Genomic DNA, 19,968 nt, shown 5'->3' with positions numbered 1-19,968 from the left:
CCCGTACGGGGCGTCCGCGGGCAGCCGCCCCCGGAAATGCCTGAAGCCCCCGGTCGCCGTGATGGGGCGTCGTGGGGGCTTCATGGGTGCGCCGAGGATCGAAGGGGGTGTGATCCTCGGCGTGGCGACTTCGCTCGGGTCAATGGGGAAGTCGTGATTCCGACTATGGCAGACGGGCGACCAAACGCCAAAAGTCCCAACCTGGACATAAGTGTGCAAATAATCAGAGTTTCGGGCTAAATCCTAGGTGAGGTGGGCCACTCACCTCGCAATCGATGAATAACTATCCACCGCTCCGTGTGATTCATTGATCGAATACCGGACACCCCCTCGTCCGGGTGCACTCCGACGAACGTCCCGAAATGGGTCAATCGTTATCTTCTGCGGCATCCGCCCCTTAAATGGGCAGGTGCTCTGCTACCCGGACCGCCGATCCGCCCTCCGCGCCGGGGCCGCGGCCGCCGCCGGCGTCCTCACCGCCGCCTGCGGCACGGACGCCCGTACGCCCCCCGGCCCGCCGGCCGAGGCGGCCTCGGCGAAGCCCGCCCCCGTCCGGGCCGCGGCCGCCCCGCGCCGGTTCCCCGGCCAGCCCGTCGAGATCGCGCACGGTCCGCGCGACCGCCCCCGGGTCGCCCTCACCTTCCACGGCAACGGGGACCCCTCCATCGCCCGGGCCGTGCTGGCCGAGGCCGAAAGGGCGGGCGCGCGGGTCACCGTACTGGCGATCGGCAGCTGGCTCGACGCCCACCCGGACATGGCCCGCCGGATCCTGGACGGCGGCCACGAGCTCGGCAACCACACCCAGCGCCACCTCGCGATCAACGACATGCCCGAGGCGGAGGCCTACGCCGAGATCACCGGCTGCGCCCAGCGGCTGAAGCGGCTCACCGGCTCCATCGGCACCTGGTTCCGGCCCTCCCAGACCCAGTACGCCACCCCGCTCGTCAAGGAGCTGGCCCGGCGGGCGGGCTACCCGCACGTCCTCTCGTACGACGTGGATTCACTCGACTTCACCTCGCCCGGCGCCGCGGCCGTCATCCGCACCGTCACCGGGACGATCCACGGCGGATCGGTGGTGAGCCTGCACTTCGGCTACGCGGACACGGTCGACGCGATGCCGCCCCTCCTCGAAGAACTCGCGCGCCGCAAGCTGCGCGCGGTGACCACCACGGAGCTGCTGACCTCATGACGACCACCCGCCTTCCCCGGAAGGCCACCGTGCTGCTGGCCGGTCTGGTCCTCGCCGCCCTGGCCGGCTGCGGATCGGCCGACAAGGAGCCCGCCGAGGCGCTCGGCTCCGCGGCCGCGGCCCGGCAGCCCGCGCCCGTCAAGGCCGTCCCGGCCGTACCGCCCGGCCTGGCCGGCATGCCGCCGCTCCTCGACCCGAAGGACGTGTACGCGGCCGACCGGCCGAACAACCTCTCGCCGCTGGTCAAGGACTTCCCGTCACGGGTCTACGTACCGAACACCACCTCCAACACGGTGTCCGTCATCGACCCGAAGACCTACAAGGTCATCGACACCATCCCCGTCGGGATCCAGCCCCAGCACGTCGTCCCCTCCTGGGACCTGAAGACCCTGTGGGTCAACAACAACCGCGGTCACACGCTCACCCCGATCAACCCGGCCACGGGCGAGGCGGGCGAGCCGGTCGAGGTGCACGACCCGTACAACCTGTACTTCACGCCGAACGGCAAGTACGCCATCGTGATGGCCTCCATGGACCGCGAGCTGGTCTTCCGCGACCCGCACACGATGAACAGGGTGAAGACGGTCCCGGTGACCTGCTTCGGGGTCAACCACGCGGACTTCTCCGCCGACGGCCGGTACTTCATCGTGAGCTGCGAGTTCTCCGGCGAGCTGCTCAAGGTCGACACCGAGAAGATGGAGGTCGTCGGCCAGCAGAAGCTGCCGTTCGAGGGAGCGATGCCGCAGGACGTCAAGGTCTCCCCGGACGGGAAGACCTTCTACGTCGCCGACATGATGGCGGACGGCATGTGGGTGCTCAGCGGGGACAAGTTCGACATCCCCAAGCTGCTGCCCACCGGGAAGGGCACGCACGGCCTGTACGTGAGCCGCGACTCCAGGGAGATGTACGTCTCCAACCGGGGCGAGGGCAGCATCTCCGTCTTCGACTTCAAGCAGAACAAGCTCACGAAGAAGTGGGAGCTGCCGGACGGCGGCAGCCCGGACATGGGCGGCGTCTCCGCCGACGGCAAGGTGCTGTGGCTGTCGGGACGCTACAACTCCGAGGTCTACGCGATCGACACCACGACCGGGCGGCAGCTCGCCAAGATCCCGGTGGGCGGCGGCCCCCACGGCCTGGCCGTCTACCCCCAGCCGGGCCGCTACTCGCTCGGCCACACGGGGATCTTCCGCTAGCCGCGGCCCCGGGACGGAGCGGGGCGGGAGTGCAGCTACCCTTGGCCGGTCAACAAGCACCGAGAAGGGGTGGATCCCAGTGGCTGACATCGAGAGCGCGCGGGCGACGTTCGGCAAGTTCGACGCGGACGGTGACGGCTTCGTCACGGCGGACGAGTACAGCGCGGCCATGAAGGCGATGGGCGACGCGTTCGTCACCGGCTCCGTCGCGGACGCCGTGATCGCCGCCAAGGACGCGAACGGCGACGGCCGCATGAGCTTCGACGAGTTCTGGGCCGCCCTGAACAAGTAGAGCCAGCCCTTGAGAGCCCCCGCACCGCCCCCCTGCCGGGCGGCGCGGGGGCTTCGCGCTGCCGGCCCGCCGCGGCGGATCAGGTCATGTCCTCGACCTCGGCCAGGGCCTCCTCCAGCCAGCGCAGCCAGAACGTCTCCAGGCCGGTGCCGCCGTGCAGCACGAGCCGGCGCAGCCGGTCCTCGTCGGAGTCCCGCCCCGGCGGGAAGTCCCGCTCCTCGATGGCCTCGTAGACCGCCAGCTGCCGCCGGTGCAGCTCCAGATGGCGCCGCAGCTCCGCGGCCAGCCCGTGCGGCCCGACCACGGCAGCGGCCCGGATCCGCAGCAGCAGCGGATCCCGGATGGCCTTCGGATCCTGGCTCTCGCCGACCCATCGCGCGAGCTCCGCGCTGCCCGCGTCCAGCACCTCGTACTGCTTCTTCTGCCCCCGTACGGGCACCTCGCTGGGCAGCGCCCGGATCAGCCCGGCCTCCTCCAGCCGACCGAGCTCGCGGTAGATCTGCTGATGCGTCGCGGACCAGAAGTACCCGATCGACCGGTCGAACCGCCGCGTCAGCTCCAGCCCCGACGAGGGCTTCTCCATCAGGGCGGTGAGGATGGCGTGCGGCAGCGACATGCCGCCATCCTAGGGATGCGCGGGCCCGGGAACCGCGATCCCGTTCCCTACTGCCAGGCGGCCAGGGCCTCCGGGGTCTTCGGGCCCGGGGCGTGCGGGGGCAGGAGCGCGTGGGCGCGCAGGACGGACGTCACCGCCGGGGACCAGGCCTGGCGCAGTCCTGCCGTGGTCAGGAGCCGCGGATCCGAGAGCAGGGTCTGTGCAGGGCCGGTGCGGATGCCCGACGGGGTCAGGACCGCCGCGTCGTCGGCCCAGCGGACCGCCAGGTCCACGTCGTGCGTGGCCATCACCACCGTGGTGCCGGCCGCCCGCAGCCCCGCCAGGACGTCCAGCAGGCGCTCCTGTCCGTCCGGGTCCAGGCCCGCCGTCGGCTCGTCCAGGATCAGCACCCGCGGAGCCATCGCCACCGCCCCCGCGATCGCCGCGCGCTTGCGCTGGCCGTACGAGAGCAGGTGCGTCGGGCGGTCCCGCAGCGCCGTGATGTCCAGCGCGGCGAGCGCCGCGTCCACCCGGGCGCGCACCTCGGCCGCCGCCAGCCCCAGGTTGAGCGGGCCGAAGGACACGTCCTGCTCCACCGAGGCCGCGAACAGCTGGTCGTCCGGGTCCTGGACCACCAGCTGCACGGACGTGCGCAGCCGGGTCAGACCCGCCCGGTCGTACGAGACCGCCGCGCCGTCGAGGCGCAGCGCGCCCGTGCCCGGCCGCAGGCCCCCGCTCAGCAGCCGCATCAGCGTGGTCTTCCCGCTGCCGTTGCGGCCCAGCAGGACCAGCGCCCGGCCCTCGGCGATGGCGAAGTCCACGCCGGACAGGACGGCGGGGCCGTCCTCGTACGCGTAGCCGGCGCCGGCCAGTTCCACCAACGGGTTCACAGGTACAGCCCCTTCAGGGTGAGAGTCAGGGTGATCAGGGCCGCCAGCAGGGCCCCCGAAGCCGCGAGGAACCGCCAGGACAGGGCCGCCTCCGGTACGAGGACCCGCAGCGCCCCGTCGTAGCCGCGCCCGGCCAGCCCTTCCTGGAGCCGGGCCGCGCGGTCGAAGGCCCGTACGAAGGAGGTCGCGGCGAGCCCGGCCAGCGAACGCCACGCCGCGGCCCGCCCGGACGCGCCCAGGCGGGCGGCCTGGGCACGCCGGACCCGGGCCGTCGAGTCCAGCAGCAGGAAGCCGATGCGGTACATGACCAGGGCCACGTCCACCACCGGCGCCGGGACCCCGGCCCGGACCAGCCGGGGCAGGACGTCCGAGACGGGCGTGGTGAAGGCGAACAGCAGCACGCCGAGGGAGGCCGCCGAGGTCCGCAGGAGCAGCTCCGCGGCGTGCCGGGGGCCGTCGGGCGCGAGCGAGACGAACCCGGCCGGGCCGCCGACGGCCACCAGCAGCGGCAGCGCTCCGGTGAAGCAGAAGCCGAGCGGGATCCGGAAGGCGCGCCACAACTGCCGCCCGGCCACGCCCGCCGGGCCGAGCAGCACGGCCAGGGTGGCGGCGGCGACCAGCGGCCCGCCGGGCCAGGGCGGCAGGCACACGGCGGTGACCGTCAGCCCGAGCCCCAGCAGGGCCTTCTCCAGCGGATGCCGGCGCCGCCACCGGCTGCCGTGCGCCGCCACGTCGATCGGCAGCACCGCCTACGACTCCGCGGCGGCCGTGTCGGACGCCCCGGCGGTATCCGGAGCACCCGCGGCGGCGGCGAGCGCGGCGCCCTGGCGGCGGCCCTTGCGGACGCCGAAGTAGTACGCGAGCACGCCCGCGCCCAGGGCCGCCTGGAGGGCGAACAGGGCCGACTCCACCTCCCCGGAGGGGGGTTCGTACAGCGGCGAGAACCAGGGCTCGTAGTCCGGCTTCAGCTCGGTGATGGCCGTCTCCGCCTGCGCGTCGGCGCCCGTGAACGGCTCCTCCTTGCCCTCGCCCATCCCGAGCGCGATCGGCAGTACGGCCAGCGCCGCCACCAGGAGCAGCAGCAGGCCGTTGATCTTCGTGTTCCGGCTCATGCCCATCAGACCGCCGCCTTCCGCTCGCCCTGCCCGCTGCGCCCGCTCAGCTTCGCCACGCCCAGCCGGACCAGGTCCGACTTGCTCGACTGCATCAGCAGCCGCATCACGAGCACCGTCAGCAGCCCCTCGCTCACCGCGAGCGGGATCTGGGTCACGGCGAAGATGCCCCCGAACTTCGCGAGCGCGCCGAGGAATCCGGTACCCGGGTCCGGGAAGGCCAGTGCCAGCTGCACGGAGGTCACGCAGTAGGTGACCAGGTCGGCGACGAAGGCGCCGAAGAAGACGGTCACCATCAGCGGGACGTCGAAGCGCTTCAGCAGCAGGTAGACCCCGTATCCCGCCCACGGTCCGGCGATCGCCATCGAGAAGACGTTCGCGCCGAGGGTGGTCAGACCGCCGTGCGCCAGCAGCAGAGCCTGGAAGAGCAGGGTGATCGTGCCGAGCACCGCCATGATCGGCGGCCGGAACAGGATCGCCCCGAGTCCGGTCCCCGTGGGGTGCGAGCAACTGCCCGTCACGGACGGGATCTTCAGCGCGGACAGGACGAAGGTGAATGCTCCGGACGCCCCGAGCAGCAGCGTGCTCTCCGGGTTGGCCTTCACCTCGCGGGTGAGGGCGCGGACACCGTGGACGACGAACGGAGCGGACGCGGCGCCCCAGGCGACCGCGTGCAATGGGGGCAGGAACCCCTCGGCTATGTGCATGTGTGGGGAGACCTCTCCAGCACCTCGTGGATGGACAACGCGCCCCGGCCGGTCTCCTGGCTCACGGGTGCTGATGCCCTGGCCCCGCCTTCCCGGGCGGTGCGGAACCTCCCGCGCCGCCCAGTGGCTTCCCGAAGGAGTGGAGCCGGACTTCCCGTTCACAGTGGCGAGGGCCGCACCGGTTTCCCACCGGTTTCCCGAACACCAAGGCCCGCTGACCCTAGTCGGAGGGACGGACCTGTACCAACCCGGCCCGAACGCCCGAACGCCCGAACGCCCGAACGCCCGAACGCCCGAACGCCCGAACGGCCGCGGTCCGCTGGCGGCCCCGGCCGCCGCGGCGCAGGCTGGCGGCGTGCCCGCCGACTTCGACTACTCCGACCTGACCGCCGTCTACGTCAACTGCACCCTCAAGCGCTCGCCCGAGACCAGCAACACCGAGGGCCTGATCGACCGGAGCCGCGCCGTCATGGCGGCGGCCGGCGCCCGCACCTCGCTCATCCGCGCCGTCGACCACGACATCGCCACCGGGGTCTGGCCCGACATGACCGAGCACGGCTGGGAAACCGACCAGTGGCCCGTCCTCTACAGCCAGATCATGGACGCCGACATCCTGGTGCTGTGCGGCCCGATCTGGCTCGGCGACAACAGCTCCGTGATGAAGCGGGTCATCGAGCGGCTCTACGCCTGCTCCTCGATCCTGAACGAGCGGGGCCAGTACGCGTATTACGGCCGCGTCGGCGGTGCGCTCATCACCGGCAACGAGGACGGCGTGAAGCACTGCGCGATGAACGTCCTCTACAGCCTCCAGCACCTCGGCTACGCGATCCCGCCGCAGGCCGACGCCGGCTGGATCGGCGAGGCCGGGCCCGGGCCCTCGTACCTCGACCCCGGCTCGGGCGGCCCCGAGAACGACTTCACCAACCGCAACACCACCTTCATGTCCTGGAACCTCATGCACCTGGCCGCCCTGCTCAAGCGCGGGGGCGGCATCCCGGCGCACGGCAACCAGCGCTCGGAGTGGGACGCCGGATGCCGCTTCGACTTCCCGAACCCCGACTACCGCTAGGGGGTGTCCGGGGCGGGCGGGTGCCCGGCGGCACCCGCCCGCCCCGCGCCCTCACCGGCACACGTCGCGGTGCGAGACGTCCAGCACGAAGCGCTCGGGCCGGTGCAGCGTGAAGGAGCTGAAGGCGGGCTTGGCGTCGAAGGCGGCGCCGAAGGTCACGTACCCCTCGAAGTCGCCGGTCAGGGCGAGGCCCTTCAGCCGCGGCAGACGGATCGTGACCAGCTTCGGCCCGCGGTACGTGCTCTCGCCCGCGCGGTCGTGCGCCGCGGCGGGATGCAGCCGGATCTGAAGGTAGTGCTTCCCGGCCAGCGGGACGGGTGCGCCGGACCCGTCGTGGACCAGCCGGGGGACGCGGGCGACGGTGGCCCGGGGGACGTATCCCCGCAGGTCGATGACGATGCGGTCGTACGTGCAGTGCCCGCCCCAGCGGGCGTTCACGACGAGCGGCGTGGGCCGGACGGCGGCCGGGGCCGGCGCGGCGAGGGTGATCCCGGCGGTGAGCAGCGCGCCTGTGGCGAGGGCCACGAGCCGCCGGCGGCGGAAATGGTTCATGACGTCCCCCTGATTCTTCAGAGGCGGGGACCGGTGTCACTGCTGAGGACGCGCCCCGGCAGGCTCATGGTTGCACCCAGACCGCATCAAACCAAAAGAAACAATCCCAAATAGGAACCTATCGGGGCAGGAGGGTGCTCAGCTCGGCGTCGAGGTCGTAGTGCCGCCGCTCCTCGCCCCGCGGTACCAGAGCGACCAGCCGCCGGCACAGCACCCGTACGTCCTTCGCCCGTGCGGACACCACGCAGCTCTGCGCGCCGTTGGTGAAGGCGAAGAAGACCCGCGGCTCCCCGCCCTGCCACCGCGGCCACACCCGGATGTCCCCCTCGCCCGTCGCGCAGGTCTCCCCGTCGAGCAGCAGGTCACGGGAGAACACCCAGCGCGCCAGGTGCATCCCGGCGCCCCGGAAGTCGAGCGCCAGCCCGTAGGGCCGGTCCCGGCGGTACGTGAAGGCCCCGAACACCGGCACGGACTCGGGCGAAGCCTCCAGCCGGAGCGGGAGGACGTGGTACTCGATGCCGTCCATGCGCTGCGCCTCTCTGTCGTCTCCCGGCCGGGGCGCTCGTGGCCCCTCCGGGCAAGCTAGCCCACCCCCCGGCCGGCCCCGCGGGCCGAAGGTCCCGACCCCGGGGGCCGCTGGGCCCCTCTTCTCACAGGAAAGGGGACGGGAACGCGAAGGGCCCGCCCTCCGGGGGGAGGGCGGGCCGGCGCGGCACCGGTCCGTTACGGGACGGGGTTGAACACGAACGAGCCGTTGGACTGCCCGATCGCGGTCAAGCCGGCGCCGTTGGCCTGGGCGCCGTTGCCCTGGTTGGACGCCCCGGAGCCCGTGGCGACCTGCTGGGTGGTGGAGGAGTTGCCGAGGTTGCCGCCGGCGACCCCGCTGCCGAGGATCTCGCCGACGGCGGCGTTGGACGAGACGCCCGCACCGGCTCCGTTGTCGGCCCGTGCCGTGCCCGCGAAGAGCGCGACGGCGAAGGGGAGCGCGGCGACGGCCGCCAGGGCCCGGATGCTGCGGTTGCTTGCCATGATGAAGTCCTCCAGTACACAAAAGGGCTGCGGTCCAAGGCGGTTGGCCGGCCGCCGGGGGTGTGGCCGCGACGTCACGTGATCACCATGGCGCATGTGATCACCGGGAGACCAGCGCGGAGCGGACGGTTCGCCCTCACGCGTGATCAACTCGCTCCAAACCTCAACTGGCCTGCGGATTCACCGTGTTGTGGAACGACGGAGGGGCCCGGCGCACTGCGCCGGGCCCCTCCGTCGTCACGCGTGGCGGATCAGCATTCGATGACGTTGACCGCCAGGCCGCCGCGGGCGGTCTCCTTGTACTTGATCTTCATGTCGGCGCCGGTCTCCTTCATGGTCTTGATGACCTTGTCGAGGGAGACCTTGTGGGTGCCGTCGCCGCGCATGGCCATCTTGGCCGCGGTGACGGCCTTGACCGCCGCCATGCCGTTGCGCTCGATGCACGGGATCTGGACCAGACCGCCGACCGGGTCGCAGGTCAGACCCAGGTTGTGCTCCATGCCGATCTCGGCAGCGTTCTCCACCTGCTCCGGGGTGCCGCCCAGCACCTCGGCGAGGGCGCCCGCCGCCATCGAGCAGGCCGAGCCGACCTCGCCCTGGCAGCCGACCTCGGCGCCCGAGATCGAGGCGTTCTCCTTGAACAGCAGGCCGATGGCACCGGCCGCCAGCAGGAAGCGGACCACGCCCTCCTCGTCGGCGCCGGGCACGAAGTTCACGTAGTAGTGCAGGACCGCGGGGATGATGCCCGCGGCGCCGTTCGTCGGGGCGGTGACCACCCGGCCGCCGGCCGCGTTCTCCTCGTTCACGGCCATCGCGTAGAGGGTGATCCACTCCATCGACAGCGCCAGCGGGTCGCCCTCGGAGCGGAGCTTGCGGGCGGTGTTCGCGGCCCGGCGCCGGACCTTCAGGCCGCCCGGCAGGATGCCCTCGCGCGACATGCCGCGTGCGACGCACGCCTGCATGACCCGCCAGATCTCCAGCAGGCCCTCGCGGATCTCCTCCTCGGTGCGCCAGGCCTTCTCGTTCTCCAGCATCATCGCGGAGATCGACAGACCGCTCTCGCGGGCCATGCGCAGCAGCTCGTCGCCGCTGCGGAAGGGGTACTTCAGCACCGTGTCGTCGAGCTTGATCCGGTCCTCGCCGACCGCGTCCTCGTCGACCACGAAGCCGCCGCCGACCGAGTAGTACGTCTTCTCCAGCAGCGGGGCGCCCGCGGCGTCGTACGCGAAGAGCGTCATGCCGTTCGCGTGGTACGGCAGCGACCGGCGGCGGTGCAGGATCAGCTGGCTCGGCTCGTCGAAGGCGATCTCGTGCGCGCCCCCTATCTCGGTGCCGAGCAGGCGCAGGCGTCCGGTCCTGCGGATGCGCTCCACCTCGTCGTCGGCGCTCTCCACGTTCACCGAGCGGGGGGAGTGGCCCTCCAGGCCCAGCAGCACCGCCTTGGGCGTGCCGTGGCCGTGGCCGGTCGCGCCGAGGGACCCGTACAGCTCCGCCCGGACCGATGCGGTCTGGGCGAGCACGCCGTCCTTCTTCAGCCGGGTCACGAACATGCGGGCGGCGCGCATCGGGCCGACCGTGTGGGAGGAGGAGGGGCCGATGCCGATGGAGAAGAGGTCGAAGACGGAGATGGCCACGGTGGCGGACTCCCTTGTCTGCTCGTGGGGTGGGCGGGGCAGGAGGGGCGGTGCGGTGGTTCGGGTGGTTCGGGTGGTTCGGGTGTTTCGGGAGGGGTGATTGTTCGGATTTTGTCCGACAGACGAGCTTAACGTGGCGAAGTGAACGACTCGGCTGCCGGACCGGGTGCGCGAGGTTGCGGTTGGGCGTGGGTCAGGTCACGTTCCCGCTCCACGACGGGGGAGGCGCCGGAGAGCGGCGTCTCCTCCAGGATGGGGCCGGGCCCTGGCAGCCCGGCGGAGTGGGCCTGGACGCCCGCGCACACCGCCCGGGGTACGTGCCCAGCGCCAGGGCGGCGATCAGGGCGATGTCCACCCCGCCCGGGGCCGTCCCCCGGCCGTCGATCGCCTACCGCAACCGGTTCGATCAGGTACGAGATCGCCCTCGCGGCCGAGATGACCGGGGCCGGGGTCTTCCCCGTGCGGCCCACGGTCACCAGCACCAGTTTTTGCTTGTTTCAGTGGAAATAACCCGCATCCACCTGGGGCTTTGGTCATGAGAAGGGCCCGGCCCCGCGTAAAACGAGGGCCGGGCCCTTCCACGTCACCGCTTGGAACCGGCGGGACCTAGAGCGTCGGGTACAGCGGGAACTTCGCGGCGAGCGCGGAGACGCGCGCCTTGAGGTCCTCGGCGTCGTACGCCGGCTTCAGCGCCTGCGCGATGATCTCGGCGACCTCGGTGAAGGCCTCGGCGTCGAAACCGCGGGTGGCCAGCGCCGGCGTGCCGATCCGCAGACCCGAGGTGACCATCGGGGGCCGCGGGTCGTTCGGGATCGCGTTCCGGTTGACCGTGATGCCGACCTCGTGGAGGCGGTCCTCGGCCTGCTGGCCGTCCAGCTCGGAGTTGCGCAGGTCGACCAGGACCAGGTGCACGTCGGTGCCGCCGGTGAGGACGTCCACGCCCACGGCCTTGACGTCGTCCTGGACCAGGCGGGCGGCGAGGATCTTCGCGCCCTCCAGGGTGCGCTCCTGGCGCTCCTTGAACTCGGGCGAGGCCGCCACCTTGAAGGAGACCGCCTTGGCCGCGATCACGTGCTCCAGCGGACCACCCTGCTGACCGGGGAAGACCGCGGAGTTGATCTTCTTGGCCAGCTCCTGCGTCGACAGGATGACACCGCCGCGCGGACCGCCGAGGGTCTTGTGCGTGGTGGTGGTGACCACGTGGGCGTGCGGCACCGGGTTCGGGTGCAGGCCCGCGGCCACCAGGCCGGCGAAGTGCGCCATGTCGACCATCAGGTACGCGCCGACCTCGTCCGCGATGCGGCGGAAGGCGGCGAAGTCCAGCTGGCGCGGGTAGGCGGACCAGCCGGCGACGATCAGCTGCGGCTTGGACTCCTTGGCGAGGCGCTCGACCTCGGCCATGTCCACCTCGCCGGTCTCGTCGACGTGGTACGGGACCACGTTGTAGAGCTTGCCGGAGAAGTTGATCTTCATGCCGTGGGTCAGGTGACCGCCGTGGGCCAGGTTCAGGCCCATGATCGTGTCGCCCGGCTTCAGCAGCGCGAACATCGCGGCGGCGTTCGCCTGCGCACCGGAGTGCGGCTGGACGTTCGCGGCCTCGGCGCCGAACAGCGCCTTGATGCGGTCGATCGCGATCTGCTCGACCACGTCGACGTGCTCGCAGCCACCGTAGTAACGGCGGCCCGGGTAGCCCTCGGCGTACTTGTTGGTCAGGACCGAACCCTGGGCCTCCATGACGGCGACCGGAGCGAAGTTCTCCGACGCGATCATTTCCAGGGTGGACTGCTGGCGGGCGAGCTCGGCGTCGACGGCGGCGGCGACGTCCGGGTCCAGCTCGTGGAGGGGGGTGTTCAGAACAGACATCAGGATCCCCTGGGGTCGTTACTTACCGGCGGTGAGCTGGGCGTACTCCTCGGCGGAGAGCAGGTCGTCCTGCTCGGCCGTGATACGCACCTTGAACAGCCAGCCGCCCTCGAACGGAGCGGTGTTCACGAGCGCCGGGTCGTCCACGACGTCCTGGTTGGCGGCGACGACCTCACCGGTGACGGGGGAGTACAGGTCGCTGACGGACTTGGTCGACTCCAGCTCGCCGCAGGTCTCGCCCGCGGTCACCGTGTCGCCGACCTCGGGGAGCTGGGCGTAGACGACGTCACCGAGCGCGTTGGCCGCGAACTCCGTGATGCCGACCGTCGCGACGCCGTCCTCGGCGGTCGACAGCCACTCGTGCTCCTTGCTGTAACGCAGCTGCTGGGGGTTGCTCATGACCTGATTCTCCTGGATGCGGGGGAGTACGAACGAACAGTGGTCTTGCGTACTGAGACGGAGGGGAGTTACTTCTGCCGCTTGTAGAACGGCAGGGCCACGACCTCGTACGGCTCATGCGTACCGCGAATGTCCACGCCGATGCCGGAGGTGCCGGGCGCGGCGTGCGCCGCGTCGACGTACGCCATCGCGATCGGCTTGCCGAGCGTCGGGGACGGGGCGCCCGAGGTGACCTCACCGATCACCTGGCCGTCGGCCACGACGGGGAACCCGGCGCGCGGGACGCGGCGGCCCTCGGCGATCAGGCCGACCAGCTTGCGCGGCGGGTTGGTGGCGGCGCGCTCGGCGGCGGCCTCCAGCGCGGCGCGGCCGACGAAGTCCCCCTCCTTCTCGAACTTCACGACCCGGCCCAGCCCCGCGTCGAACGGGGTCAGGGAGGTGGTCAGCTCGTGCCCGTACAGCGGCATGCCCGCCTCCAGGCGCAGCGTGTCGCGGCAGGACAGGCCGGCCGGGACCAGGCCGACGCCCTCGCCGGCCTTGGTCAGCGCCTGCCACAGCTCGACGGCGTGCTCGGGGGAGACGAACAGCTCGAAGCCGTCCTCGCCCGTGTAGCCCGTACGTGCGATGAGTGCGGGCACGCCCGCGACGGTGCCCGGCAGGCCGGCGTAGTACTTCAGCCCGTCCAGGTCGGCGTCGGTGAGGGAGGCGAGGATGCCGGGGGACTCCGGGCCCTGGACGGCGATCAGCGCGTACGCGTCGCGGTCGTCGCGGACCACGGCGTCGAAGGCGGCGGCGCGCTCGGTCAGGGCGTCCAGGACGACCTGGGCGTTGGAGGCGTTCGCGACGACCATGTACTCGGTCTCGCCCAGGCGGTAGACGATCAGGTCGTCGACGATCCCGCCGTCCTCCTGGCAGATGTGCGTGTAGCGGGCGCGGCCGACGCCGACGGTGGAGATGTTGCCGACCAGCGCGTAGTCCAGGGCCTTGACGGCCTCCGGACCGGTCACCGTGATCTCGCCCATGTGGGAGAGGTCGAAGAGGCCGGCCTTGGTCCGTACGGCGTTGTGCTCGTCGCGCTCACTGCCGTACCGCAGGGGCATGTCCCAGCCCGCGAAATCGGTCATGGTCGCACCGAGCGAACGGTGCAGCGCATCGAGGGCGGTCAGGCGGGGGGCAGTGCTCATGGGTGTGGCTCCCGGGTCCCAGGGCATGACATGACGAGGACGATCCTCCCCATCTGTCATCGGAACCTGAGAGGTTCGCCGAGAGTTCCCGGTCGGACCCGGGGAACGTCGACTTGCACCTTGGGTGGAGCGCACGCGGATGCCGTCGCGGGGGACGGTGGCGCGGCTCGCTTTTCAGATCTGCCTCATCCACGCGGTACGGGGCCTGAGAGATTCAAGGGAGGTACTTGCTCCTTCGGCGCCCGGGCACCGCCTCGCGGCGTGCCGGGACTCTCCCGCGCGGATTCAAGCGGCCGGTATGCAGTTGGTCCAGATGGCGCACATCATTGCACGCCGTCCGGGCGATCGGGGGTGCGGGCCCGAAAGAACGTGCGGAGGAGCGTGGGGAAGGGGCGGGATCGGCCGGGATGCGCCGACCGGAACCGGGCGTGCCGTATTACCGTCTCTTTACACTCAGTGGGCATGGGGCCCCCGCAGGGCCCGATTGGGGGAGGCGATCACCGTGCGGAGATTCGGAGTGCTGGCGTTGACGGGGACAGGGTCCGTGGACGGGGTGCCGGCGGCACGGCGGGCGTGCGCCGGGGACGCCCTCGTACGCGACCTGCGCGGCCGGGGCGCCCACGGACCCCAGTGGCTCGGCTTCGCGGAAGGGGACATCGTCGTGGTGTCCGGCCTCCCGGGCGGCGGCAAGAGCACGCTGATCAAACGGGCCGCGCAGGACGGCGGCATCGACTCCCAGGACGTGCGCGAGCGCTGGGAGCGCCGGATGCCGAGGGCGCTGCCCTACGCCGTGTACCGGCCGCTGGTCCGCTTCGCGCACTACTGGGGGCTCTGGCGGGCCCTGCGCTCCGGCGCCTCCGCGGTGGTCCACGACTGCGGAACGCAGTCGTGGGTGCGCGGCCTGCTGGCCGCCGCCGCGCGGCGGCGGGGCCGGGCGCTGCACCTGCTGCTGCTGGACACCAGCCCGGAGGAGGCGCTGGCCGGGCAGGCCGCGCGCGGCCGCGGGGTGTCCGCGTACGCCTTCGCCCGCCACCGGGGAGCGGTGGCCCGGCTGCTGCGCGACGCGGAATCGGGCCGCCTTCCGGCCGGCTGCACCTCCGCCGTCCTCCTGGACCGCGGCGCGGCGGCCCGCGTGACCCGCATAGCCTTCCGCCGCCCCTGAAGCCCGCCCGGCGGCCCTCCCGGGGAGCCGCGGAGCGCCGACGGCGGGCGGGGTCCCCGGCGGCCGTGTCCGTACGAGCCGTTAACCTCGGGCCGACAACGTGGGGCGGAACACAGCGGAGGCGTACATGCAGGGCGGCGGCTGGCCGGACAACGAGCTGGAGCAGGTGCTCGGGGCGGCGCTCGGGCAGGCGGACGCCGGGGCCCGCATCGTCGAGGTGCTCGGGCGCAGCCGGCTCTGGGTGCCGCTGCCCGGCGGTGGAGGCCCGGACGCGGCCGGGGGGCTCACCCTGCCCACCATGGAGATCAACGGGGCCCCGTACGTGCCCGTGTACAGCTCCGAGGCCCAGTTCCGCGCCTGCGTCGGCCCGGGCATGGACTTCGCCGTGGCCCCCGCCGTCGAGTTCGCCCGCGGCCTGCCCCCGCAGCTCGGCATCGCCGTGAACCCCGAGGGCGCCGTCGGCGTGCCGCTGCCCCCGCCCGCCGTCGCCGAGCTCTGCCGCACCGGCCGGACCCCCCTCGACGGCCCCGCCACCGGCGGCCGCGTCCGGCTCTACGAGCCCGACTGGCAGGAGGACCCGGTGGACTTCCTGACCGCCGCCGCCGAGGAGTTCCGCGCCACCGGCGTGGTCGCCGCCGCCCACCGCTGCCTGGCCAGTGTCGAGGGCGGGGCACCGGAGCTCTACATCGGTGTCCGCCTGCTGGGATGGGAGCCCGGGATGCGCAGCGCCCCGATGGACGCCCTCGGCCGCGCCCTGGGCCGCGTGGCGCCGCCCTGGCCCGTGCAGTTGATCCTCCTCGACGCCGCGCAGGACCCGGTGGTCGACTTCATCGCCGAGCGCGTGCGCCCCTTCTACACGGCCTAGCGCCGCTTAAGCTGGGTGCCGATACGGGTGGACGGGCGGACGAAGAGGGGTACCGGGTGAGTGCGTCAGGCACGGCCGCGGCCGGGCAGGTCGAGCACATGATGCGCCAGGTGACGCCCGGGCGCTTCGAGAGCTACGAGTCGCTTCTGCACGCCCTCGCCGAGGGCCGCCTCTGGATGCTGCTCTGGCAGGGCCGGCCGGGCTCCCCGGACGCCCAGTACGGCGGCATGGAGGTCGAGGGCCTCGGGTACGCACCCTGCGTGACCTCCCCGCAGGAGCTGGCCGCCAGCGGCTGGAACCGGGGCTACGAGGTGGTCACCGGCCGGGACATCGCCCGCGCCCTCTACCCGGACCGCTGGGGCCTGTGGCTGAACCCGCACGCGCAGGGCGGCGGCCTCGGCATCCCCTGGGCCGACCTGCGCCGCATCGCCACCGGCCTCGACCGGATGCCGGCCGGCCCGCTGCGGCTCTCCGAGCCCGCCCTGGAGCTCCCGCAGTTCTACGGGCTGCTGACCCAGCACGCGCACCGCACCCCCGCCGTGCGCTCGCTGCGCCGCGCCTGGGTGCAGCCCTCGCTGGGCTCGCCCTACCTCGCGGTCGGGCTCGACCTGTACGACGCCTCCGCCCCCGCGCTGGAATCCGTACGCGAGATGATGCGCCAGTCGGTCGGCGCGGTGCCCGAGGGCGTGCCGGTGTGCACGGTGGCGCTGGCGGACGAGCACGACCCCGTCGCGATGTGGCTGCGCGCCCAGACGCGGCCCTTCTACGACCGAGAGGGCCAGGCGGCCGGCTACTGACCGGGCAGCCGGTCCACTCACCGGGACGCCGGTCCACTGACCGGGACGGCCGTATCGAGACGACCGAGGCCGCGGGGAACACCGTTCCCCGCGGCCTTCGACTTGTCCGGATTTCGCCACCCTTGTGGGTCCAAAAGGCATGGTCCTACCGCGAGTTGGGCGCCATGTCCGATTGCGTACCGAACGGACGGTGTTGATCCGCTCAGGCGAGAGCGAAGTCCGGATAACGGGAACCCGACCCTCACATCACGGTTGCGCATCCATTCATCTGCGGGTCTGGCGGCTGATCGCAGCGCCGATGAAGACTCCCCACCCAAGAGCCGGTCAGTCCTCCAAGGCCCGGTTCGGCAAATGGTTTTTTGCTTGTCGCTTTGCACGGCACTTCCCGCAATTCCTGCACCTCACACGCGTCCTGCGTGTCACCACGCACTCCGAGCGCCACTCCGCACCAACGCCGCCACAGCGGCGGGCATGGGCCGGCAACCCGTCGGCCGAGAGGGGTCCCCACCACGATGACGGCACCACTGCATGACACGAGCGCGGAATCACCCGCACCCGTGTCCGTAGCCGACGTCCCAGCCAAGGCCATCGAAGGCCGCTCGCCCGGCCGCATCGCCTGGATGCGGCTCAAGCGCGACAAGGTCGCGCTGACCGGCGGCGTGGTCGTGATCTTCCTGATCCTGGTGGCGGTCTTCGCACCGCAGATCGTGAGCCTGCTGGGCCACCCGCCCAACGAGTTCCACGAGGACCTGATCGACCCGGACCTCGGCACGCCGCTCGGCTCCTTCGGCGGCATGAGCTCCGACTTCCTGCTCGGCGTCGAACCCACCAACGGCCGCGACGTGTTCAGCCGGATCGTCTACGGCGCCCGCATCTCGCTGGTCGTCGCGTTCCTGTCGGCCTTCGTGTCGGTCACGATAGGCAGCCTGCTCGGCGCACTCGCCGGGTTCATCGGCGGCTGGGTCGACGGCGTCATCAGCCGCCTCATGGACCTGCTGCTCGCCTTCCCGCAGCTGCTGTTCACCATCGCCCTGGTCTCCGTCGTCCCCAACTCCCTCTGGGGGTTCTCGGGTTCGGGTGTCCGGATGGGCGTACTGATCGTCGTGATCGGCTTCTTCGGCTGGCCCTACATCGGCCGCATCGTCCGCGGCCAGACGATCTCCCTGCGGGAGCGCGAGTACGTCGAGGCCGCGCGCAGCCTCGGCGCCGGGCGCGGCTACATCCTCATCAAGGAGCTGCTGCCCAACCTGGTCGCGCCGATCCTCGTCTACTCGACGCTGCTCATCCCGACCAACATCCTGACGGAGGCGGCCCTCAGCTTCCTCGGCGCCGGCGTCAAACCGCCCACCGCCTCCTGGGGAAAGATGCTGTCCGACGCCATCCCCATCTACCAGGACGACCCCGCGTACATGGTGGTCCCCGGTATCACGATCTTCATCACCGTCCTGGCGTTCAACCTCTTCGGGGACGGGCTGCGCGACGCACTCGACCCCAAGGGCAGCTGAACCGCTTCATCGATTCACCCACCAATGGAGGTTGGACCAACGTGATCCGCAGAAAGCAGGCATTCGCGATCACCGCCGTGATCGCCGCCCTGTCCCTGACCGCCGCGTGCGGTGGCAGTGGCGACAAGAAGACCGAGGGCAAGGCCGGCGGCGGCGGCGCCGCGTTCAACGCCGCCACCACCGGCATGGTGAACCCTTCGGACGCCAAGGGCGGTGAGCTCAAGCTCTGGTCGCCGCAGGACGTCGACTACCTCGACCCGGCGCGTGCCTACTACGGCTTCGTGTGGGACATCCAGCGCCTCTACGTGCGCCAGCTGCTCGCGTACGACAGCAAGCCGGGCAAGGACGGCAGCAAGATCGTCCCGGACCTCGCCGAGGCCCTGCCGGTCCTGAGCAACGAGGGCAAGACGTACACCCTCAAGATCAAGGACGGCGTCAAGTTCGAGGACGGCACGCCGATCACCTCGAAGGACTTCAAGTACGGCATCGAGCGCGTCTTCGCGCAGGACGTGCTGTCCGGCGGTCCGACGTACCTGATCGACCTCCTGGACCAGGGCCAGAAGTACCCCGGCCCGTACAAGGACACCGACCCCAACAAGATGGGTCTGAAGTCCGTCGAGACGCCGGACGACAAGACGATCGTCTTCAACCTCGCGAGCGCCAACTCCGACTTCAGCTACCTGCTGGCCATGCCGTCCTCCTCGCCGGTCCCGGCGGCCAAGGACACGGGCGCCACGTACACCAACAAGCCGGTCTCCACCGGCCCGTACAAGGTCGAGAGCTTCACCGCGAGCAAGGGCGCGACCTTCGTCCGCAACGAGAACTGGGACCCGAAGACCGACACGATCCGCAAGGGTCTGCCGGACAAGGTCTCCTTCACGGTGACCACCAACCCGGACGACATGGACGCGCGTCTGCTGTCGGGCGACATCGACCTCGCCATCGACGGCACGGGCATGCAGCAGGCCGGCAAGAACAAGGTCCTGAAGGACGAGAACCTCAAGAAGAACGCGGACAACCCGTTCACGGGCTACATCCGCTACTTCGCCTTCCCGACCACGGTCGCGCCGTTCGACAACATCGAGTGCCGCAAGGCCGTCATCTACGCGGCCGACCCGAAGTCCCTGCAGACCGCCCGCGGCGGCCCGACCAGCGGTGACCTCGGCGCGAACATGCTGCCGCCCGGCATCCCCGGCTCCGACAAGAGCTACGACCCGTGGAGCCTGACCAAGGGCGAGCCGCAGGAGGCCAAGGCCAAGGAGGCCCTCAAGGCCTGCGGCAAGCCGGACGGGTTCGAGACCACCATCGCGGTGCGCAACAACCGCGCCCCCGAGGTGAAGACCGCCGAGTCGCTCCAGGCGTCGCTCGCCAAGGTCGGCATCAAGGTCACCATCGACCAGTACGACGGCAAGCTCTCCTCCTCCGTGATCGGTTCGCCCGAGAACGTGAAGAAGAAGGGCTACGGCATCATCGTCATGGGCTGGGGCGCCGACTACAACTCCGGTTCGGGCTTCCTCCAGCCGCTCGTCGACGGCAAGTTCATCCAGCCGAACGGCAACAACAACTACACCGAGATCAACGACCCGGAGATCAACGAGCTCTTCAAGACGGCTGCCGCCGCCGCGACTCCGGAAGCCGCTGCTCCGTTCTACACGGACATCAACAAGAAGGTCATGGAGAAGGCCCTCTACCTTCCCATCAACTTCGACAAGGCCTTCGTCTACCACAACCCGCGTCTGACGAACGTCTACTTCAACGACTCCATGGGCAAGATCGACCTGGCCACCGTCGGTATCGCCGCCAAGTAGTCGAGTCGTCGAGTCGTCACGTAACAACAGGCAAGTGCCTTCACCGCACATGCGCTAGTCCGAAGGGCAGGTGAAGGCCGCAGGCGGCGGCTGCCGTCCCCACGAGGGACGGCAGCCGCCCGC

The 19,968-nt window shown here is 71.1% G+C and carries 21 protein-coding genes and 2 riboswitches; of the genes, 9 read left to right on the top strand and 12 right to left on the bottom strand.

The window, feature by feature from the left end:
- Positions 1-409 precede the first annotated feature (409 nt).
- The 3 genes from K7B10_RS13930 to K7B10_RS13920 all read left to right on the top strand — a co-directional run bounded on the left by K7B10_RS13930 (position 410) and on the right by K7B10_RS13920 (position 2,674).
- Positions 410-1,189 carry a polysaccharide deacetylase family protein gene (locus K7B10_RS13930; protein ID WP_229336379.1) on the top strand — a complete coding sequence of 260 codons (780 nt, stop codon included), beginning with the start codon at positions 410-412 and terminating at the stop codon, positions 1,187-1,189.
- The gene (locus K7B10_RS13925) at positions 1,186-2,382 is read left to right on the top strand and encodes a YncE family protein (RefSeq protein ID WP_229336378.1); all 1,197 of its coding nucleotides are present in this window, start codon (positions 1,186-1,188) and stop codon (positions 2,380-2,382) included. Before K7B10_RS13930 ends, K7B10_RS13925 begins: the two co-directional genes overlap by 4 nt.
- A 79-nt stretch (positions 2,383-2,461) precedes the next feature.
- Positions 2,462-2,674, top strand: a complete 213-nt coding sequence (locus tag K7B10_RS13920) for an EF-hand domain-containing protein (RefSeq protein ID WP_030857319.1) — start codon at positions 2,462-2,464, stop codon at positions 2,672-2,674.
- 79 nt (positions 2,675-2,753) lie between these two features.
- Here K7B10_RS13920 and K7B10_RS13915 read toward each other — a convergent pair whose 3' ends face one another.
- From K7B10_RS13915 to K7B10_RS13895, 5 genes are read right to left on the bottom strand one after another with little or no spacing between them, the layout of a single operon-like run.
- The gene (locus tag K7B10_RS13915; protein ID WP_229336377.1) at positions 2,754-3,290 is read right to left on the bottom strand and encodes a PadR family transcriptional regulator; all 537 of its coding nucleotides are present in this window, start codon (positions 3,288-3,290) and stop codon (positions 2,754-2,756) included.
- Positions 3,291-3,337: 47 nt separating this feature from the next.
- Entirely contained in the window at positions 3,338-4,159 is an 822-nt protein-coding gene (locus tag K7B10_RS13910) for an ATP-binding cassette domain-containing protein (RefSeq protein WP_229336376.1), read from the bottom strand.
- Positions 4,156-4,905 (bottom strand): cobalt ECF transporter T component CbiQ, encoded by a 750-nt coding sequence (gene cbiQ, locus K7B10_RS13905; protein ID WP_229336375.1) that lies wholly within the window; start codon positions 4,903-4,905, stop codon positions 4,156-4,158. The genes K7B10_RS13910 and cbiQ overlap by 4 nt, the downstream gene beginning before the upstream one ends.
- Before the next feature lie 3 nt (positions 4,906-4,908).
- The gene (locus tag K7B10_RS13900; protein WP_229336374.1) at positions 4,909-5,271 is read right to left on the bottom strand and encodes an energy-coupling factor ABC transporter substrate-binding protein; all 363 of its coding nucleotides are present in this window, start codon (positions 5,269-5,271) and stop codon (positions 4,909-4,911) included.
- A 5-nt stretch (positions 5,272-5,276) separates the two neighbouring features.
- The gene (locus tag K7B10_RS13895; protein WP_229336373.1) at positions 5,277-5,978 is read right to left on the bottom strand and encodes an energy-coupling factor ABC transporter permease; all 702 of its coding nucleotides are present in this window, start codon (positions 5,976-5,978) and stop codon (positions 5,277-5,279) included.
- A 29-nt stretch (positions 5,979-6,007) separates the two neighbouring features.
- Positions 6,008-6,202, bottom strand: a riboswitch (cobalamin riboswitch).
- 131 nt (positions 6,203-6,333) lie between these two features.
- Between K7B10_RS13895 and K7B10_RS13890 the strand changes: the two genes are divergently transcribed.
- Complete coding sequence (locus tag K7B10_RS13890) at positions 6,334-7,047, top strand: flavodoxin family protein (RefSeq protein ID WP_229336372.1); 714 nt, start codon at positions 6,334-6,336, stop codon at positions 7,045-7,047.
- A gap of 51 nt (positions 7,048-7,098) precedes the next feature.
- Here K7B10_RS13890 and K7B10_RS13885 read toward each other — a convergent pair whose 3' ends face one another.
- The 7 genes from K7B10_RS13885 to gcvT form a co-directional block, all read right to left on the bottom strand.
- On the bottom strand, positions 7,099-7,599 hold the full coding sequence (locus K7B10_RS13885) for an AMIN-like domain-containing (lipo)protein (RefSeq protein WP_229336371.1): 501 nt from the start codon (positions 7,597-7,599) through the stop codon (positions 7,099-7,101).
- Between the two features lie 118 nt (positions 7,600-7,717).
- Complete coding sequence (locus tag K7B10_RS13880) at positions 7,718-8,125, bottom strand: SsgA family sporulation/cell division regulator (protein WP_229336370.1); 408 nt, start codon at positions 8,123-8,125, stop codon at positions 7,718-7,720.
- Between the two features lie 197 nt (positions 8,126-8,322).
- Complete coding sequence (locus tag K7B10_RS13875; protein ID WP_229336369.1) at positions 8,323-8,628, bottom strand: hypothetical protein; 306 nt, start codon at positions 8,626-8,628, stop codon at positions 8,323-8,325.
- Positions 8,629-8,879: 251 nt separating this feature from the next.
- Entirely contained in the window at positions 8,880-10,262 is a 1,383-nt protein-coding gene (locus tag K7B10_RS13870) for an L-serine ammonia-lyase (RefSeq protein WP_229336368.1), read from the bottom strand.
- Positions 10,263-10,868: 606 nt separating this feature from the next.
- On the bottom strand, positions 10,869-12,125 hold the full coding sequence (gene glyA / locus K7B10_RS13865) for a serine hydroxymethyltransferase (RefSeq protein WP_030857337.1): 1,257 nt from the start codon (positions 12,123-12,125) through the stop codon (positions 10,869-10,871).
- Between the two features lie 18 nt (positions 12,126-12,143).
- On the bottom strand, positions 12,144-12,524 hold the full coding sequence (gene gcvH / locus K7B10_RS13860; protein WP_229336367.1) for a glycine cleavage system protein GcvH: 381 nt from the start codon (positions 12,522-12,524) through the stop codon (positions 12,144-12,146).
- Positions 12,525-12,592: 68 nt separating this feature from the next.
- On the bottom strand, positions 12,593-13,708 hold the full coding sequence (gene gcvT / locus K7B10_RS13855; protein WP_229336366.1) for a glycine cleavage system aminomethyltransferase GcvT: 1,116 nt from the start codon (positions 13,706-13,708) through the stop codon (positions 12,593-12,595).
- 184 nt (positions 13,709-13,892) lie between these two features.
- A riboswitch (glycine riboswitch) is annotated at positions 13,893-13,996 on the bottom strand.
- 208 nt (positions 13,997-14,204) lie between these two features.
- Here gcvT and K7B10_RS13850 point away from each other — a divergent pair.
- The 5 genes from K7B10_RS13850 to K7B10_RS13830 all read left to right on the top strand — a co-directional run bounded on the left by K7B10_RS13850 (position 14,205) and on the right by K7B10_RS13830 (position 19,845).
- Positions 14,205-14,870, top strand: coding sequence for an AAA family ATPase (locus K7B10_RS13850; RefSeq protein ID WP_372481549.1), 666 nt, complete (start codon positions 14,205-14,207; stop codon positions 14,868-14,870).
- A gap of 127 nt (positions 14,871-14,997) precedes the next feature.
- Positions 14,998-15,735: an enhanced serine sensitivity protein SseB gene (locus K7B10_RS13845; protein ID WP_229345006.1), complete on the top strand. Its 738-nt coding sequence runs from the start codon at positions 14,998-15,000 to the stop codon at positions 15,733-15,735.
- A 56-nt stretch (positions 15,736-15,791) separates the two neighbouring features.
- Positions 15,792-16,532 carry an enhanced serine sensitivity protein SseB C-terminal domain-containing protein gene (locus K7B10_RS13840; RefSeq protein WP_229336365.1) on the top strand — a complete coding sequence of 247 codons (741 nt, stop codon included), beginning with the start codon at positions 15,792-15,794 and terminating at the stop codon, positions 16,530-16,532.
- A 512-nt stretch (positions 16,533-17,044) separates the two neighbouring features.
- On the top strand, positions 17,045-18,037 hold the full coding sequence (locus K7B10_RS13835) for an ABC transporter permease (RefSeq protein WP_030857345.1): 993 nt from the start codon (positions 17,045-17,047) through the stop codon (positions 18,035-18,037).
- Between the two features lie 41 nt (positions 18,038-18,078).
- Positions 18,079-19,845 (top strand): ABC transporter substrate-binding protein, encoded by a 1,767-nt coding sequence (locus tag K7B10_RS13830; protein ID WP_030857347.1) that lies wholly within the window; start codon positions 18,079-18,081, stop codon positions 19,843-19,845.
- The last annotated feature ends 123 nt before the right edge of the window (positions 19,846-19,968 follow it).

Origin of the sequence: Streptomyces flavotricini, assembly GCF_020639365.1 — a bacterium.
Taxonomy (GTDB): Bacteria; Actinomycetota; Actinomycetes; order Streptomycetales; family Streptomycetaceae; genus Streptomyces; species Streptomyces flavotricini.
This window is presented reverse-complemented; position numbering and strand designations above follow the sequence as displayed.

Bases quoted from the DNA above. Each gene is read 5' to 3' on its own strand.
- glyA (WP_030857337.1), bottom strand. From the start codon at position 12,125: ATGTCTGTTCTGAACACCCCCCTCCACGAGCTGGACCCGGACGTCGCC.
- K7B10_RS13880 (WP_229336370.1), bottom strand. From the start codon at position 8,125: ATGGACGGCATCGAGTACCACGTCCTCCCGCTCCGGCTGGAGGCTTCG.
- K7B10_RS13835 (WP_030857345.1), top strand. From the start codon at position 17,045: ATGACGGCACCACTGCATGACACGAGCGCGGAATCACCCGCACCCGTG.
- K7B10_RS13875 (WP_229336369.1), bottom strand. From the start codon at position 8,628: ATGGCAAGCAACCGCAGCATCCGGGCCCTGGCGGCCGTCGCCGCGCTC.
- K7B10_RS13885 (WP_229336371.1), bottom strand. From the start codon at position 7,599: ATGAACCATTTCCGCCGCCGGCGGCTCGTGGCCCTCGCCACAGGCGCG.
- K7B10_RS13915 (WP_229336377.1), bottom strand. From the start codon at position 3,290: ATGTCGCTGCCGCACGCCATCCTCACCGCCCTGATGGAGAAGCCCTCG.
- gcvH (WP_229336367.1), bottom strand. From the start codon at position 12,524: ATGAGCAACCCCCAGCAGCTGCGTTACAGCAAGGAGCACGAGTGGCTG.
- K7B10_RS13845 (WP_229345006.1), top strand. From the start codon at position 14,998: ATGCAGGGCGGCGGCTGGCCGGACAACGAGCTGGAGCAGGTGCTCGGG.
- gcvT (WP_229336366.1), bottom strand. From the start codon at position 13,708: ATGAGCACTGCCCCCCGCCTGACCGCCCTCGATGCGCTGCACCGTTCG.
- K7B10_RS13925 (WP_229336378.1), top strand. From the start codon at position 1,186: ATGACGACCACCCGCCTTCCCCGGAAGGCCACCGTGCTGCTGGCCGGT.
- K7B10_RS13895 (WP_229336373.1), bottom strand. From the start codon at position 5,978: ATGCACATAGCCGAGGGGTTCCTGCCCCCATTGCACGCGGTCGCCTGG.
- K7B10_RS13900 (WP_229336374.1), bottom strand. From the start codon at position 5,271: ATGAGCCGGAACACGAAGATCAACGGCCTGCTGCTGCTCCTGGTGGCG.